The organism is Pseudomonas sp. 8209 (assembly GCF_028682105.1).
GTDB lineage: Bacteria > Pseudomonadota > Gammaproteobacteria > Pseudomonadales > Pseudomonadaceae > Aquipseudomonas > Aquipseudomonas palmensis.
In genome coordinates this window covers 233,936-248,095 of record NZ_JANIAH010000005.1, presented here as the reverse complement: position 1 = coordinate 248,095, position 14,160 = coordinate 233,936, and the positions used below count along the sequence as shown (strand labels likewise).

General features: G+C 65.8%; 10 protein-coding genes. 3 read left to right on the top strand and 7 right to left on the bottom strand.

The window, feature by feature from the left end:
- Positions 1–20 precede the first annotated feature (20 nt).
- The gene (locus NP552_RS12725) at positions 21–713 is read left to right on the top strand and encodes a Crp/Fnr family transcriptional regulator (RefSeq protein WP_104571990.1); all 693 of its coding nucleotides are present in this window, start codon (positions 21–23) and stop codon (positions 711–713) included.
- Here NP552_RS12725 and NP552_RS12720 read toward each other — a convergent pair.
- Genes NP552_RS12720 through NP552_RS12710 form a run of 3 tightly spaced genes read right to left on the bottom strand, consistent with a single transcriptional unit; the run spans position 685 to position 4,703 of the window.
- Positions 685–2,286, bottom strand: coding sequence for an arylsulfatase (locus tag NP552_RS12720; RefSeq protein ID WP_274096791.1), 1,602 nt, complete (start codon positions 2,284–2,286; stop codon positions 685–687). The two genes, NP552_RS12725 and NP552_RS12720, sit on opposite strands and share 29 nt — an antisense overlap.
- Positions 2,287–2,295: 9 nt before the next feature.
- Positions 2,296–3,120: an ABC transporter ATP-binding protein gene (locus NP552_RS12715; protein ID WP_043860759.1), complete on the bottom strand. Its 825-nt coding sequence runs from the start codon at positions 3,118–3,120 to the stop codon at positions 2,296–2,298.
- Positions 3,117–4,703 carry an ABC transporter permease gene (locus NP552_RS12710; protein WP_274096790.1) on the bottom strand — a complete coding sequence of 529 codons (1,587 nt, stop codon included), beginning with the start codon at positions 4,701–4,703 and terminating at the stop codon, positions 3,117–3,119. Before NP552_RS12710 ends, NP552_RS12715 begins: the two co-directional genes overlap by 4 nt.
- A gap of 268 nt (positions 4,704–4,971) precedes the next feature.
- Here NP552_RS12710 and NP552_RS12705 point away from each other — a divergent pair, with 268 nt between their 5' ends.
- On the top strand, positions 4,972–6,018 hold the full coding sequence (locus tag NP552_RS12705) for an ABC transporter substrate-binding protein (protein ID WP_274096789.1): 1,047 nt from the start codon (positions 4,972–4,974) through the stop codon (positions 6,016–6,018).
- Here NP552_RS12705 and NP552_RS12700 read toward each other — a convergent pair.
- Positions 5,975–6,901: a LysR family transcriptional regulator gene (locus NP552_RS12700; protein WP_043860762.1), complete on the bottom strand. Its 927-nt coding sequence runs from the start codon at positions 6,899–6,901 to the stop codon at positions 5,975–5,977. The genes NP552_RS12705 and NP552_RS12700 overlap by 44 nt on opposite strands.
- A 181-nt stretch (positions 6,902–7,082) precedes the next feature.
- Between NP552_RS12700 and NP552_RS12695 the strand changes: the two genes are divergently transcribed.
- Positions 7,083–7,997, top strand: coding sequence for a TauD/TfdA dioxygenase family protein (locus NP552_RS12695; protein WP_043860763.1), 915 nt, complete (start codon positions 7,083–7,085; stop codon positions 7,995–7,997).
- 102 nt (positions 7,998–8,099) lie between these two features.
- Here NP552_RS12695 and NP552_RS12690 read toward each other — a convergent pair whose 3' ends face one another.
- The 3 genes from NP552_RS12690 to ttgB form a co-directional block, all read right to left on the bottom strand.
- Positions 8,100–9,353: an OprD family porin gene (locus tag NP552_RS12690; RefSeq protein ID WP_058540912.1), complete on the bottom strand. Its 1,254-nt coding sequence runs from the start codon at positions 9,351–9,353 to the stop codon at positions 8,100–8,102.
- Positions 9,354–9,553: 200 nt separating this feature from the next.
- Entirely contained in the window at positions 9,554–11,008 is a 1,455-nt protein-coding gene (locus NP552_RS12685) for an AdeC/AdeK/OprM family multidrug efflux complex outer membrane factor (RefSeq protein ID WP_274096788.1), read from the bottom strand.
- Positions 11,005–14,160, bottom strand: a complete 3,156-nt coding sequence (gene ttgB, locus NP552_RS12680; RefSeq protein WP_043860766.1) for a multidrug efflux RND transporter permease subunit TtgB — start codon at positions 14,158–14,160, stop codon at positions 11,005–11,007. Before ttgB ends, NP552_RS12685 begins: the two co-directional genes overlap by 4 nt.

The window sequence follows — 14,160 nt, the reverse complement described above, 5'->3', positions numbered from 1 at the left end:
GTGTCACCACGAGGCCCCCGATGAACGCTTCAACCTTGCGCCAGGGTCACTGGTTCAAACAGTTGCCCGTTACCCTGCAGGATAGCCTGCTGCACCTGGCCCGGCCCGTGAGCCTGGAGGCCGGCGCCTGCCTGTTCCAGCGCGGCGACCCGCCTTGCGGACTGTACGCGGTGCTCGATGGCGCCATCCGCATCGGTGCGGTCAGCGCCCAGGGCAAGGAGGCGGTGCTGACCCTGATCGAGGCCCCGCACTGGTTCGGCGAGATCTGCCTGTTCGACGACCAGCCACGTACCCACGACGCCTATGCAGAAGGTGCCACCCACCTGCTGCGGGTGCCCCAGGGCGCGCTGGTGAAATTGCTGGATGCGCAACCGCATTACTGGCGTGAATTCGCCTTGCTGATGAGCCACAAGCTGCGCCTGGCCTTTGTCGCGCTGGAGCAGCAGAGCCTGATGAGTGCCGCGCCGCGGGTGGCCTACCGGCTGCTGCAGATCGCCGCCGGTTACGGCGAAGTAGAGGGGGCCAGGAGGGTGTTGCAATTGTCCCAGGAGCAACTGGCGCTGATGCTCGCGCTGTCGCGCCAGACCACCAACCAGATTCTCAAGGCGCTGGAGCAGGATGGCGTGCTGCGCCTGAGCTACGGCGAGATCGAGATTCTCGACCCCGCGCGCCTGGCACTGATGGCTAATCCGGCTGGAACGGCGACTGGCTGAGGATCACCCCGGTTTCCTCGACGTACTTCTGCCATTCGCCGAGCAGGGCCTGCAGCTTTGCCGGCTGCGCCTGCGCCAGGTCGTGGACCTCGCCGGGGTCGATGCTCAGGTCGTACAGCTGCCAGGTGGCCGGCCCCACCGGGCCTGGAATGTACACCGCCTTCCAGTGCCCCTGGCGAATAGCCCGGCGCCCGAACAGCTCCCAGCCGGTGACGGTGTGCTCGTCGTGTACCTGCTCGGTCTCGCCCGACAGGTAGCCCAGCCACGACTTGCCGCGCAGCGGCGCCACGTCGCGCCCGCGCCAGCGTTTGCCCGGGTGGCGGATGCCGGCCAGGTCCAGCAGGGTCGGGGTGATGTCCATCACGGTGCTGAACTGATGGCTGATCTGCCCCTGGCGCGCCAGTGCCGGGTAGTGCAGCAGGGCCGGCACGCGAATGCCGCCCTCGGTGGTGAAGGCCTTGAACAGCCGCGACGGTGCGGTGGCCGCCTGGGCCCAGTGCGGGCCGTACCACACGTAGGAGTTGGCGCGGCCGATGTTGTCCAGGCTGTTGTCGTAGTGCTGGTCCAGGTAGCTGGCCAGGTGCGGGCCGAACTTGGGGAAGGCTTCGAGCAGCGCGCCCTCGGCACCGTTGTCGGACATGAACAGCACCAGGGTGTTGTCCAGCAGGCCCTGGTTGCGCAGGTAGCCGAGCACCCGGCCGATGTTCCAGTCCATGCGCTCGACCATCGCCGCGTACACCTCCATGGCGCGTGCCGAGCGCTGGCGCTGTTCGTCGCTCAGCGCCTGCCATTGTTCATCCACCGGGTGCGCCTGCACCTCGGCGCCGATCAGACCCAGGGCGCGCAGTTTTTCCAGGCGCTCCTGGCGCAGCACCTCGGGCCCGGCGTCGTAGCGCCCCTTGTAGCGCGCCACCACCTCGGCCGGCGCCTGCAACGGCCAGTGCGGCGCGGAGAACGGCAGGTAGGCGAAGAACGGCCGGCTCTGGTCGCGCTCCTTGAGGTACTGCAGCAACTTGTCGCCGAAGGCGTCGGAGGAATAGAAGCCTTCGGGTAGCGCTTCGACGAAGGTGTCGTCCTCGATGTACAGCGCCGGGGTCGACTTGAGCAGGCCGGGGGTGTGTTCGTCGTAGGTGGGTTCGAAGCCATAGTGGTTGGCCGCGCCCGGCAGCAGCGCGAACGAACGTTCGAAGCCACGCGCATGTGGCGCCAGCTCGGCCTTCAGGCCCAGGTGCCACTTGCCGCTCATCAGTGTCTGGTAGCCGGCCTCGCGCAGCAGCTCGGGCAGCGCCACCACGCGGTCATTGAGGTAACCCTCGTAGCCCGGCTTGCCGATCAGCTCCGGGGTCAGCGCCTCGGCCATGGTGCCGATGCCGGCGATGTGGTGGTCGGTACCGGTCAGCAGCATCGAGCGGGTCGGCGAGCAGGTGGGCGCGGTATGGAAGTCGGTCAGGCGCAGGCCGGCAGTGGCCAGGGCATCCAGGTGCGGCGTGGCAATTTCGCCGCCGAAGGCACCCAGGTCGGAATAGCCCAGGTCGTCGGCAACGATGATCAGGAAGTTGGGGCGTTGGCTCATGGTCGGCACTCAGCAGGCAAGGTAGGTCAGGGGCAGGTCGCGGATCTGCTCCACGGCGGGCGGCAGGTAGCGCTCATCGTGGGTCAGTTCGTGCAGCAGGGTTTCGCGCAGGCGGTGGAACGCCAGGCTGGCGCGCTGGCGCGGGTGCGGCAGGTCGACCTCGACGATGCGCTTGATCCGCCCCGGGCGCGGTTCGAGCACCACCACGCGGTCGGCCAGGAATATCGCTTCCTCGACATCGTGGGTTACCAGCAGGGTGGTGATGCGCGCCCGTTCTCGAATGGCCAGCAGTTCATCCTGCATCTGCTGGCGGGTAAGGGCGTCGAGGGCGCCGAAGGGTTCGTCCAGCAGCAGTATGCGCGGGCTGGCCACCAGCCCGCGGGCAATCGCCACGCGTTGGGCCATGCCGCCCGAGAGCTGGTGCGGGTAGGCCTGGGCAAAGTCTTCGAGGCCCACCAGGCTGATGAAGTCGGCCACCCGCCGGGCGCGCCGGGTGCGCTCCAGGCCCTCGTTGACCAGGCCCAGGTCGATGTTCTCGGCCACTGTCAGCCAGGGGAACAGGCGGTGCTCCTGGAACACGATGCCGCGCTCGCTGCCGATGCCGTGCACCGGCTGGCCGTCGATCAGGATCTGCCCCTGGTACTCGGCGTCCAGGCCCACCAGCAGGCGCAGCAGGGTGGACTTGCCGCAGCCGCTGGCGCCGACGATGGCGACGAATTCGCCGTCGGCGATCTGCAGGTTGAAATCGCGGATCGCTTCCAGTTCGCCGTCGGCCACGCTGAAGCGCTTGCCGACCTGGTTGAAGCTGACCCGTGGGTGAGCGAGTGCGTTCATGCCCGTCTCCAGCGCGTGGCGCGCAGTTCGATGTGTTGTCCGACGGCGCCGAGCAGGGCGCCGGTGAGGCCGACCAGCAGCATGCCGGCCATGATCAGGTCCATGCGCAGCAGTTGCTGGGCGCCGATCATCAGGCTGCCGATGCCACCGCCGGAGGGCATGAAGTACTCGGCGCCGATGGTGCCGAGCCAGGCGTAGATCAGGCCGACCCGCAACCCGGCGAAGATGCCCGGCGCGGCGCCCGGTAGCACCAGCCTGCGCAGGCGCTGGGCACCGCTCAGGCGCAGCACGCGGGCGGCTTCGTCGAGCTGCGCAGGCAGGCTGGCAACCGCGCGCTGGGTGGCGATGAACAGCGGGAAGAATGCCGCCAGGCCGACGAATACCCATTTGGCCAGTTCGCCCAGGCCGAACCAGGCGGTCAGCAGCGGTACCCAGGCGAAGATCGCGATCTGGCGCAGCCCGGCCAGGCTCGGGCCCAGCAGGCGCTCGGCGCGGCGCGACAGGCCCAGCAGCAGGCCGAAGGCAAAGCCCAGGCTGCCGCCCAGCAGCAGGCCGCCCAGCGCTCGCCCGACGCTGACGGCCAGCGCGCCGCTCAAGGTGCCGTCGAGCACGCCGGCCCAGGTGCTGTGCACCACCTCCAGCGGCGCCACCAGAATGTTCGCATCGACCCAACCGTACTGGCTTGCCAGTTGCCACAGCACCAGCAGCGCCAGCGGCAGGCCCAGGGCATGCAGGCGCTGCCAGCCACGCAGCGGGCGCACCCGCAGTTGTGCGGTGGCCGGGTGCGGCCAGTGCAGCAGGCGCCGGTCGAGCCAGCCCAGGCCGCGGTCCATCAGCAGCCCGAGCACGCCGATCACGGCGATGCACACGAACACGATGTCGAGCATGAACAGTTGCCGTGCCCACACCATCAGGTAGCCCAGGCCTTCGCTGGAGGCCAGCAGCTCGACCGCCAGCAGCGAGGTCCAGCCGGCCGCCAGGGCCAGGCGCACACCGGCCAGAAACGCCGGCAGCGCAGCGGGCAGGATCAGCCGGCGAACCAGCAGGTGCGTGGGCAGGCGCAGTACCGCCGCCGCTTCGCGCAGGCGCGGTTGGGCATCGCGCACGCCCACCAGGGTGTGCAGGGTCACCGGCACGATCACCGCCTTGACCAGCACCACCAGCTTGAGCACTTCGCCGATGCCGAACAGCACCATGAACAGTGGCACCCAGGCCAGCGTGGGGATCTGCGCCAGGGCGTTGAAAGTCGGCAGTACCAGGCGTTCGGCGCGCTGGCTGAAGCCCAGCCAGGCGCCGAGCACCGCACCGGCCCCGACCCCGGCCACCAGCCCCAGCAGCAGGCGTTGCAGGCTGATGGCCAGGTGCGCCCACACCTCGCCGCGACCCAGTTCCACGGCGCTGTCCCATACCAGCGCAGGCGGTGGCAGTATCTGCTCGCTCATCCAGTGGTTGCGGCTGGCCAGCCACCACACCGCCGCCAGCAGCAGGGGCAGATACCAGGCTTGCAGGCGCTGCCAGGGCAGGCTGCGCAGATGCGGCAGGCCAGGGGCGGGGGCCAGTGAAGAAAGGGCGGTACGGGTCATGCAGGCCTCGCTATTTGTATATTTCTTATGGGTATATGCAGAAGAAATTACATTCGATTGAGCGATAAGAACTGCATTTAAAGCCGCTGACTCGCCGCGCAGCCAATGCATTCGAAGCATATTTTGGTTGTGTGCAATGCATACCCCGCAGGGCCGGGCCTGACAGGGCTTATATGTAATATGGTTATTAAAATGTAATTTAATAGTATTTAAAGATTGGCATCCGCTATGGGTAGCGTGGCCGCACCATTACAAGGAGCTGTGTGCCATGAACCTGTCGATCAATCGTGTTTTCAGCCTGTTCGCCATCCCCGCACTGGCCGCCGTGATCGGCTGGATGCCGACACTGGCGCAGGGCGCCGAGCTCAAGCAGATCCGCATCGCGGTGCCCGACCTGAGTGCCGGCACCCAGCATTCGGGCGGTGGTATCACCGACGTGCTGCAACAGCAACAGCTGCTGGAGAAAGCCTTCGCCGCCGACGGCATCAGCATCCAGTGGAACTACTTCAAGGGTGCGGGGCCGGTCATCAACGAGGCGTTCGCCAATGGCCAGGTGGACTTCGCCTACCTGGGCGACCTGGCGGCGATCATCGGCAAGGCCAATGGCGTCGACACCCGCCTGGTGGCCGCCACCGCGCGCGGGGTCAAACACTACCTTGGGGTGGTGCCGGGCAGCGGCATCAAGACCCTGCAGGACCTCAAGGGCAAGCGCGTGGCGGTGTTCCGTGGCACCGCCACGCAGCTTTCGTTCGATGCCGCGCTGGCCAGCCAGGGCCTGAGCGAGAAGGACCTCAAGGTCATCAACCTGGATTTCAGCGCGGCCATCGCCGCCCTGGCGGCCAGGCAGATCGACGCCACCTGGGGTTCCACCGGCATCAGTGCGCTGGCCGATCGCGGCCTGGCCGAACTGCCGCTCAATACCCGCGATCTGGGCGGGGCGGGCAATGTGCAGGCGGTGCTGGTGGCCGCCGGCGCCTTCGTCGATGCGTACCCGGCAGTGGTCGAGAAGTTCGTCGCCGCGCAGCAGCCGGCGGTGCAATGGCTGACCGACGATGCCAACAAGGACGCCTACATCCAGCTGGTGTCGGAGCGTGCCAGCTACCCGCCGGCGATCCTGCAGCGTGACCTCAGCCAGGAGCGCCTGAGCGCGGTGTTCGACTCGACCCTGGACCCCGACTTTCTCGCCCGCCTGCAAGCCTCGGTGGACCTCGCCGCGCAGCAGCGCCTGATTCGCAAACCGTTCAAGGTCGACCAGTGGCTGGCGCCGCAGGCTACCCGACCAGCGCCTGTGGCGCAGGCTGGCGGTCAAGGTTGATCAGGGTCTCGATCATCGCCCGCGCCGCAGGGGACAGGCGGTAGCCGCTGCGGCTGACGATGCCGCAGCGGGCATTGAAGCTGTCGAGGTTGGCCGGCAGGTTGCGCCAGTGCAGACGCACCAGTTCGCCGGCCTGCACCGCCGCGCCGTAGGCCTCTTCGCTGCCGATGCCGATGGCATTGGTGCCGAGCACGATCTTGAGCAGGGTGGGTTGATGCTCGCTCTGGATCTGCGGCGAAAAGTCGGTCTTGCCGCTGAGGTTGGCCAGCAGCTTGCGCACCCCCGGCGGAATCAGCGAACAGGCCAGCGGGTAGTCGAACATGTCGTTGGTCGACAGGCTGTCCTTGGCCAGCAGCGGGTGCCCGGGGCGGCAGAAGAACAGGCCGCGGCGCGGGGTCAGGGCCAGGGTCTGGAAGTTGGGGTCGGCTTCGAAGTGGCGGATGTCGGCGACGAAGAACTCGATCTCTTCGCGGCTCAGCGCCCGGCTGAGCTTTTCCCAGTTTGAAACCTCGAAATGCGTGCGCACCTTGGGGTGGGCGTTGATGAACTGCGCCACCGCCTGCGGCACCAGGTTCACCGCTGGCGCGGGGCCGCAGCCAAAGCGCAGCTCGCCGGCATCGAGCTTGGTCATCTGCTGCACCTCGCTGCTCAACTGCGCCGCGCCCTGCACCAGGCGCAGGGCGTGCTGCAGCACCACCTGGCCTTCGGGCGTGGGGCGCAGATCCTTGTTGGCGCGGTCCACCAGCACACAGCCGAACTCCTGCTCCAGGCCCTGGATACTGCGGCTGAAGGCGGGCTGGGTGATGCCCATGGCGTCGGCGGCGCGCACGAAACTGCGGTGTTCGGTGAGGGCGATGAAGTAGCGCAGTTGGCGAAGATCCATATGCTTTTCCGGCATTCCAAAAATAGGGCGAAGGTATTTGCCGCCCCGGGAGTCTGGGTTTTAAATGCAAGCTCTTATTCCGTCAATGAAGCACTTGCATATCTGTTAGAGCTTATTTGCATATAGATAGCGCCAGAGTTTCATCGGCACTTACCGTGACGCAACCGATGAGGGACGAACCATGAGCAACGCCGCATTTGCCGCAGCACCTGTCAGCCATGCGCTGGAGATTCATCCGGTGGCCGGGCGCATCGGTGCCGAAATTCGTGGGGTGACACTGGGCGCCGACCTGGCCCCGGCGGTGGTGGAGGCGATCCAGGCCGCGCTGGTGCAGCACAAGGTGATCTTCTTCAGGGGCCAGACGCAGCTGGACGACCAGACCCAGGAGGCCTTCGCGCACCTGCTGGGCGAGCCTATCGCGCACCCGACCGTGCCGGTGCGCGATGGCACCCGCTACCTGCTGGAACTCGATGGCGGGCAAGGGCGTCGGGCCAACTCCTGGCACACCGACGTGACCTTCGTCGAGGCGTACCCCAAGGCGTCGATCCTGCGTTCGGTGGTGGCGCCGGCGTCGGGGGGCGATACGGTGTGGGCCAATACCGCCAGCGCGTACGATGACCTGTCACCGGCCTTGCAGGCACTGGCCGAGCAGTTGTGGGCGGTGCACAGCAACGAGTACGACTATGCCGCGACCAAGCCGAACGTGAGCCTCGAGCAGTTGGAGAACTACCGCAAGGTGTTCACTTCGACGGTGTACGAGACCGAACATCCGGTGGTGCGGGTGCACCCGGTGAGCGGTGAGAAGCACCTGCTGCTGGGGCATTTCGTGAAGCGCATCAAGGGCTATTCGAAGGCCGATTCGGATCACCTGTTCAACCTGCTGCAGAGCCATGTGACGCGCCTGGAGAACACCGTGCGCTGGCGCTGGCAGGCCGGGGACGTGGCGATCTGGGACAACCGCGCGACCCAGCATTATGCGGTGGATGACTACGGTACCCAGGGGCGCGTGGTGCGCCGGGTGACGCTGCAGGGGGATGTGCCGGTGGGGGTGCAGGGGCAGCGTAGCCGCACCATCAAGGGGCAGGATGTGGGCTGATGGGGTTGGCCCCATCGCGGGTCAAGCCCGCTCCCACAGGAGTTCGGTGATCCTTGTGGGAGCGGGCTTGACCCGCGATGGGCTGCAACGCAGGCCCGAAGGTCAGAGAAAGCTGATCGGGTAGCTGACGATCAGGCGGTTCTCGTCGAATGCATTGGTGCTGAAGTCGCGGCGCATGGTCGAGTTGCGCCATTTGAACGACAGGTTCTTCAGGCTGCCGGACTGGATCACGTACGCCAGCTCCGATTCCCGCGCCCATTCCTTGCCGTCGCTGACCACGGCGGTGTGCACGTTGTCGCCCTTGATGTAGCGGTTCATCAGGGTCAGCCCCGGCACGCCAAGCCCGGCGAAGTTGAAGTCGTGACGCAGCTGCCAGGAGCGCTCCTTGGCATTGTCGAAGCTGGCGTTGTAGCTGTCGTTGGCCAGGGTGCCGCCACTGGTGCCGTTGACCCGCATCCACAGGTCGTCGCCGCTGACCTTCTGCAGCCCCACGTAGAAGGTGTTGCTGCCATAGCGTGCCGAAAGCAGCGCCGAGGCGGTGCGGTTGTCGAGCTTGCCGGCACGCTCGGCGCCGTCTTCCTTGCCGATGAAGTAGCCCAGGTTGGCGCCCAGGGTCCAGTCGCCCAGCGGCTGGCTGTGCACCAGGTTGATGTATTGCTGGTTGTAGATGTCCTTGAGCTGGGCGTTCCACACCCCGACCAGGGTGCGCTTGTTATTGAAGGTGTACTCGCCACCGGCAAAGTTGAAGCGGTCGGAGGTGATACCGGCGCGGCCGTTCATGGACATGTCGTCCATGCTCGCGTCGTTGCGCGGGCTGTTGCCGCGAAATTGCCCGGCATACAGGGTCAGCCCGTCGATTTCCTGTGAGGTCAGCTGGCCGCCGCGAAAGGTCTGCGGCAGCGAGCGGCCGTCGTCCGAACGCAGGATCGGCAGTACCGGCATCCATTCGCCGACCTTCAGCTCGGTCTTGGAGACCTTGGCCTTGAGCGCCACGCCCAGGCGTCCGAAGTCATCGGCCGGGCGGCCGTCATCGTGTACCGGCAACAGGTGCGTGCCGGCGGTACCCTTGCCGCCGTCGAGTTTGACCGAGTACAGGCCCAACACGTCGACGCCGAAGCCGACGGTGCCCTGGGTGAAGCCGGACTTGGCGTCGAGGATGAAACTCTGGGTCCATTCCTCGCCCTTGCCCTGGGGGTTGGCCGGGTCGACGAAATTGCGGTTGATGTAGAAGTTGCGCAGGTTGAGGCCAACCTTGGCGTCTTCGACAAAGCCCCCTTCGTCGGCCAGGGCGGGCAGGGCGCAGCTCATGGCAAGCAGGCCGGGGAACAGGTGACGTGCGGGCTGGAAAGTGTTCATCGTTAGGGCGTCTCTTGTTTTTATGTTGGGGCGATGGCGGATGGATGGTGCTGTGGCGGGCAGGGGGGAATCAATTCGTTACAGGCGGAATTGGGCGGTAACCGAACACTAACTGTCTGGTTACTTTTGGTGGGGGCAGGCTTGCAGGCACAAAAAAGCCCACCGCGAAGGGTGGGCTGTTGTGTCGCCACGCTATCGAATCAACCCTTGGGCGACTCGATCGACGCTTGCTGGCGGGCATCACCGGTGCGCTCGTACCAGCCGCCACCCAGGGCCTTGTACAGGTTGACCTCGCTGACCAGCTGCGACAGCCGGTCGCTGATCAGGGCCTGTTGGGCACTGAACAGGTTGCGCTGGGCATCCAGGAACGTCAGGTTGCTGTCGATACCGATACGGTAGCGACGCTCGGCCAGGCGGTAGTAGTCCTGGTTGGCTTCGACCAGATCACGCTGGGCCTGCAACTGCTCGTTGAAGGTCTGACGCGCCGCCAGCCCATCGGAGACTTCCTGGAAGGCAGTCTGGATGGTCTTTTCGTACTTGGCGACGTTGATGTCCTTCTGGATCTTCGAGTAGTCCAGGCTTGCACGCAGGCTGCCGGCGTTGAAGATCGGCAGGTTGATCTGCGGCTGGAACAGCCAGGTGCCCGAGCCGCCCTTGAACAGCCCGCCCATGTCGGGGCTCAGGGTCCCGGCGTTGGCGGTCAGGCTGATGCTCGGGAAGAACGCTGCGCGCGCCGCGCCGATGTTGGCGTTGGCGGCCTTGAGCAGGTGCTCGGCCTCCTGGATGTCGGGACGACGCTGCAGCACGTCCGACGGCAGGCCGGCCGGCACGTCGGCCAGCATGTCGCTGTCGAGTTTCATGCCGTTGGGCAGGTTCGCCGGCACGCCGGTGCCGACCAGCACGGCCAGGCTGTTCAGGTCCTGCGCCACCAGGCGCTGGTACTGGGCCAGCTTGACCCGTGCGCCCTCGACCGAGGTACGCGCCTGGCTCAGGTCCAGGGCCGAGGCCACGCCGACTTCGCTGCTGCGACGGGTCAGGGCATAGCTCTGCTCGTAGGTCTTGAGCGTGTCTTCGGTGAGCGTCAGCAGCTCCTTGTCGGCCTGCCAGGTGAAGTAGGCGTTGGCCACGCTGGCCACCAGGCTGATCTGCGTGGAACGACGCGCCTGTTCACTCGACAGGTAGGTTTCCAGGGCCTGCTCGCTGAGGCTGCGCACCCGACCGAACAGGTCGAGTTCGTAGGCACTCACGCCCAGGGTGGCCGAGTACTGGCTGTTGATGCTCGACTCGCCGGTCTGCGAAACGTTGGCCGGCACCCGCTGGCGGCTGCCGCTGCCGGTGGCCGAGACCGCCGGGAACAGGTCGGCCCGCTGGATGCGGTACTGCGCCCGGTAGGCATCGATGTTCAGCGCGGCGACCCGCAGGTCGCGGTTGTTGACCAGCGAGGTCTGGATCAGTTGCTGCAGCGCCGGGTCATGGAAGAACTGGCGCCAGCCCTGTTCGGCCGCAGCCACGTCGGCCGACTGGGTCGGCGAGTAGGCCGGCCCTTGCGGCCACTGGGCCGCCACCGGCGACTCGGGGGTCTGGTAATCAGGGATCAGCGAGCAGCCACCGAGAATGAAGGCGGTGACTGCCAGGGACAACAGGGACTTACTCATTGCCCGGCCTCATAGCGTGGGGTTTCAGGTTTGGCGTCCTCTTCTTCGGGCTTCTTGCTACCGAACAGCGACGACACGCTTACGAAGAACAGTGGTACCCAGAAGATCGCCAGTACCGTTGCGGTGATCATGCCGCCGATCACACCGGTACCGATGGCGTGCTGGCTGCCGGAGCCTGCGCCGGTGGCGATGGTCAGCGGCACCACGCCCAGGATGAACGCAAGCGAGGTCATGATGATCGGACGCAGACGCATGCGGCACGCCTCGATCGCCGCATCGACCAGGCTGCGGCCCTGCTCGTGCAGTTCCTTGGCGAACTCGACGATCAGGATCGCGTTCTTCGCCGCCAGGCCGATGGTGGTCAGCAGCCCCACCAGGAAGTACACGTCGTTGGACAGCCCGCGCATGCTGGCCGCCATCAGTGCACCGATGATACCCAGCGGCACTACCAGCACTACCGCGATCGGGATCGACCAGCTCTCGTACAGTGCCGCCAGGCACAGGAACACCATCAGCAGCGACAGCGCGAACAGTGCCGGCATCTGCGAGCCCGACAGCTTCTCTTCGTACGACATGCCGGTCCAGGCGAAGCCGACACCGGCTGGCAGTTGCGCCGCCAGGCGCTCGACCTCGGCCATGGCCTCACCGGTACTGTAGCCAGGGGCTGGCGCACCGAGTACTTCCATTGCCTCGACACCGTTGTAACGCGACAGCTTGGGTGCACCGTAGCTCCACTCGCCGCTGGCGAAGGAAGAGAACGGCACCATCTCGCCGGCGGCGTTGCGCACGTACCACTTCTGCAGGTCTTCAGGGCTCATGCGCGAATCGGCAGTGCCTTGCAGGTAGACCTTCTTGACCCGACCACGGTCGATGAAGTCGTTCACATAGCTGGCACCCAGGGCGATCGACAGGGTGTTGTTGATATCGGCGATGGTCACGCCCAGGGCACTGGCGCGTTCGTCGTCGATGGTCAGCTGGTATTGCGGCTCATCGTTCAGGCCGTTCGGACGTACCTGGGTGAGGATCTTGCTCTGCGCGGCCATGCCCAGGAACTGGTTGCGCGCTTCCATCAGCTTGTCGTGGCCGACGCCGGCGCGGTCCTGCAGGAACACGTCGAAACCGGTGGCGTTACCCAGCTCCAGTACGGCCGGCGGGGCGAAGGCGAACACCATCGCGTCGCGGAAGCTGAAGAAGTGCTGTTGGGCACGGGTTGCCAGGTTGAACACGCTGTTTTCGGCAGAACGTTCACCCCACGGCTTGAGCATGATGAAGGCCATGCCCGAGCTCTGGCCGCGGCCGGCGAAGTTGAAGCCGTTCACGGTGAACACCGAGGCCACTGTGTCGGACTCCTTGTCCAGCAGGTAGGCGCGCATTTCGTCGACCACCGCTTGGGTGCGTTCGGCACTGGAGCCGGCCGGGGTCTGCACCTGGGCGAACAGTACGCCCTGGTCTTCCTCGGGCAGGAACGCGGTAGGGATACGCATGAACAGCCACACCATGCCCACCACGATCAGGATGTAGGCCAGGAAGTACGGGGCCTTGTGACGCAGGATGTTGCCCACGCCGCGCTCGTAGCTCTGCACGCTGCGGTCGAAGTTGCGGTTGAACCAGCCGAAGAAGCCACGCTTGGCGGTGTGGTGCTCGCCTTTCTTGACCGGCTTGAGCATGGTGGCGCACAGCGCCGGGGTGAAGATCAGCGCGACCAGTACCGACAGGCCCATGGCCGACACGATGGTGATCGAGAACTGCCGGTAGATCACGCCCGTGGAGCCGCCGAAGAACGCCATCGGCAGCAGTACCGCCGACAGTACCAGGGCGATACCGACCAGGGCGCCCTGGATCTGGCCCATGGACTTCTTGGTCGCCTCCTTGGGTGACAACCCCTCTTCGGACATCACCCGCTCGACGTTTTCCACCACCACGATGGCGTCGTCCACCAGCAGGCCGATGGCCAGGACCATGGCGAACATGGTCAGGGTGTTGATGCTGAAGCCTGCCGCGGCAAGGATGCCGAAGGTGCCGAGCAATACCACCGGTACGGTCATGGTGGTGATCACGGTGGCGCGGAAGTTCTGCAGGAACAGGTACATCACCAGGAACACCAGCACGATCGCCTCGATCAGGGTGTGGATCACCCCACTGATCGATTCGGTGACCACAGGCGTGGTGTCATACGGGAACACCGCCTTCATGCCAGGCGGGAAGAACGGCTCCAGCTCGGCGATGGTGTTGCGCAGTGCCTTGGCGGTGTCCAGGGCGTTGGCCCCGGTTGCCAGCTTGATCGCAAGGCCGGAGGCCGGCTTGCCATTGAACTGTGCGCTGACGCTGTAGTTCTCGCCCCCCAGGCTGACGTCGGCGACATCGCCCAGGCGGACCTGGGAGCCGTCGCGGTTGACCTTGAGCAGGATCTTCTCGAACTGCTCGGCGGTCTGCAGGCGGGTCTTGCCGATGATGGTGGCGTTGAGCTGCGTGCCGGGCAGGGCAGGCAGGCCGCCCAGCTGACCGGAGGACACCTGCACGTTCTGCGCGGCCACGGCGGTCTTGACGTCCACCGGGGTCAGCTGGAACTTGTTCAGCTTGGCCGGATCGAGCCAGATACGCATGGCGTACTGGGCACCGAACACCTGGAAGTCACCCACACCGGCGGTACGCGAGATCGGGTCCTGCATGTTGGAGACGATGTAGTTCGACAGGTCGTCCTTGGTCATGCTGCCGTCTTCGGACACCAGGCCGATCACCAGCAGGAAGTTCTTCACTGCCTTGGTCACGCGGATACCCTGCTGCTGCACTTCTTGCGGCAACAGCGGGGTGGCCAGGTTCAGCTTGTTCTGCACCTGGACCTGCGCGGTGTCAGGGTTGGTACCCTGCTCGAAGGTGGCGGTAATGGTCATGCTGCCGTCCGAGTTGCTCTCGGACTGCACATAACGCAGGTTGTCGATACCGTTGAGCTGCTGCTCGATCACCTGGACCACGGTGTCCTGCACGGTCTGCGCCGAGGCGCCCGGGTAGGTCACGGCGATGGCGATGGCCGGCGGCGCGATGCTCGGGTACTGGTTGATCGGCAACTTGACGATCGACAAGGCCCCGACCAGCATGATCACCAGGGCGATTACCCAGGCAAAGATGGGGCGATCGATAAAGAATCTCGACAT